General features: G+C 41.6%; 2 protein-coding genes. Both read right to left on the bottom strand.

All coding sequences use genetic code 11. From position 1 onward, the window contains the following. Positions 1-16: 16 nt before the first annotated feature. Positions 17-1204, bottom strand: coding sequence for a chorismate mutase (locus tag AC1DPZ_RS25775; protein WP_477408874.1), 1188 nt, complete (start codon positions 1202-1204; stop codon positions 17-19). Positions 1205-1296: 92 nt separating this feature from the next. Further along, positions 1297-2202 (bottom strand): prephenate dehydratase, encoded by a 906-nt coding sequence (locus tag AC1DPZ_RS25770; RefSeq protein WP_477408872.1) that lies wholly within the window; start codon positions 2200-2202, stop codon positions 1297-1299. Positions 2203-2250 lie beyond the last annotated feature (48 nt).

The raw sequence follows: 2250 nt of genomic DNA, 5'->3' as shown, positions 1-2250 counted from the left end.
GTCTATAGTCTTAAAGTCAAAAGTCAAAAAAGAATAAACAATTTTTGACTTTTGACTTTTGACTTTTGACTTTAACCATGGCGTGTGTTAGTTTTTCTGCTGCTTGTCCGGCTTCGCTGGCGTTCATGACAGCTGTTTGCCTGCTGATAGATTCGGCGTGTAAAAGCTCCAATAATTTCTCAGTAAACTCGTCGCCCAACTTTAAAGCTTTTGCATAGTTGCTACGTTTTTGAAGGATTTCGTCCCAACGGCCAACCTGTAAAATGGTAATGTTGTTATCTCTTTTGTATTGACCGATCTTATCAGCAATCTGCATACGTTCGGCAATTTTCTGTATAACTAAATCGTCAATTTTGTCGATCTGTTTACGTAACTCGGCCAGTTTATCGTTTACTTCGGCATTGCGGATCTCTGGTTTACGTAAAGCCAGGTGATCTATAATGTCGGCAAGGGCAGCAGGGGTAACCTGTTGTTTTGCATCTGTCCAGGCAACGCTTGGGTCGATGTGCGATTCGATCATTAAACCCTGCATATCAAGATCTAATGCTTTTTGTGATATGTAACCAATCAGGTCGCGGTTACCCGAGATGTGACTTGGATCATTAATGATAGGCAGTTCGGGAGCCAGAGTTTTTAAGGCAATAGCGATATCCCACATTGGCTCGTTACGGAAAGCTGATTTTTCGTAAGATGAAAAACCGCGGTGAATAGCAGCCAGTTTGGTGATGCCGGCGTTGTTAATACGTTCCAATGCGCCAATCCATAAAGAAAGATCGGGGTTTACCGGGTTTTTAACCATTACAGGCACGTCAACACCACGTAAGGCATCGGCAATTTCCTGTACGGTGAAAGGGTTAACTGTTGAGCGGGCGCCAACCCAAAGTATATCAACACCGGCTTTTAAAGCTTCTTCAACATGTTTACCTGTTGCTACTTCAATTGCGGTTGGCAAACCTGTTTCTGCTTTAGCACGTTTTAACCACTCTAAACCAATACTGCCGATACCTTCAAACTCTCCCGGACGGGTGCGTGGTTTCCAGATACCTGCACGTAAAGCAGAGATTTTACCGGTTTGAGCTAATAAATGAGCTGTGGCTACCAGCTGATCTTCAGTTTCGGCACTGCAAGGACCCGCAATTACCAATGGTTCTTTACCGGTTTTAATCCAGGTATGAAGCGGCTGTATGTTTAAATTTAGTTTCATCTTTTTAATTATTTGTCGGGCTTTTTAATTTTTAAGCCCAGGGGTTATTTTATATTTTTTGTTTTTAATTATTGTTGTCGATCTGCAGGATCTTAAATGTTGCGCCGGATATTGATATATCTCCGTACCCGCTCAATTCTTTGGGGTTTAGGTGTTACTGATAACTCATCTTCGTGTCTTTCATATTCGCCGAGTATATTAAAGTTTTGTGTGTATTTAAGGATCTGTCTTATAGCGCTATCATAATGTTTTTGTTCTTCCCACTCAACATCTACATAAAAATTGTATTCGTTACGCTTACCTAAGATGGGCATTGATTGGATCTTACTCATATTTAAGCCTTCTTCGGCAAAAATATTAAGCACTTTGGCCAAAGCGCCAACTTTATTACTCACCTGGAAACAAAGCGACGCCTTATTTACATTTTTCTTCTCCATGTTATCGTGATGGGTAAGGATCAGGAAACGTGTAAAATTTCTTTTGTTTGATTCGATCCTACGCTCCAACACGTCAAGACCGTAAAGACTGGCGGCAAGAGAATTTGCAATGGCCACTGTATCGGTTAGTTGTTCGTCGCGTATGCGTTTGGCACAGGCGGCAGTATCGCTGCTTTCCACAATTTTAAGGTGCGGATATTCGTCAAAAAAATCAACACACTGGCGTAAGGCGATGGGATGGGAGGTTACGAATTTAACATCCTCAAACTTTACACCCGGCAATGCCATTAAGTGTAATTGTATGGGTAAGTAAATTTCGCCCACTACCGGAAAGCCATAATCAAGCAACAGGGTATAGTTAGGCAATATGCTGCCGGCAATGCTGTTTTCAATAGCCATTACCACATAATCAGCTTCCCTGTTCTTTAAACTTTCAAATGTTTGTTTAAAGGAGTTGCACTCTATCATCTGGGCATTTTCGCCAAAATATCTTAAAGCGGCCTCTTCATGAAACGAGGCGCGGATCCCTTGTATGGCAACTCTTGGTTTTTCTATTTTCATAACCCTGTTAAAGCAAAAAATCCCGGCATTTTGTGCCGGGACTTTTTA

It is taken from the genome of Mucilaginibacter sp. P4_G9 (genome assembly GCF_056400985.1).
This window is presented reverse-complemented; position numbering and strand designations above follow the sequence as displayed.

Coding starts and splice junctions, on each gene's coding strand:
- AC1DPZ_RS25775 (WP_477408874.1), bottom strand. CDS start 1,204: ATGAAACTAAATTTAAACATACAGCCGCTTCATACCTGGATTAAAACC.
- AC1DPZ_RS25770 (WP_477408872.1), bottom strand. CDS start 2,202: ATGAAAATAGAAAAACCAAGAGTTGCCATACAAGGGATCCGCGCCTCG.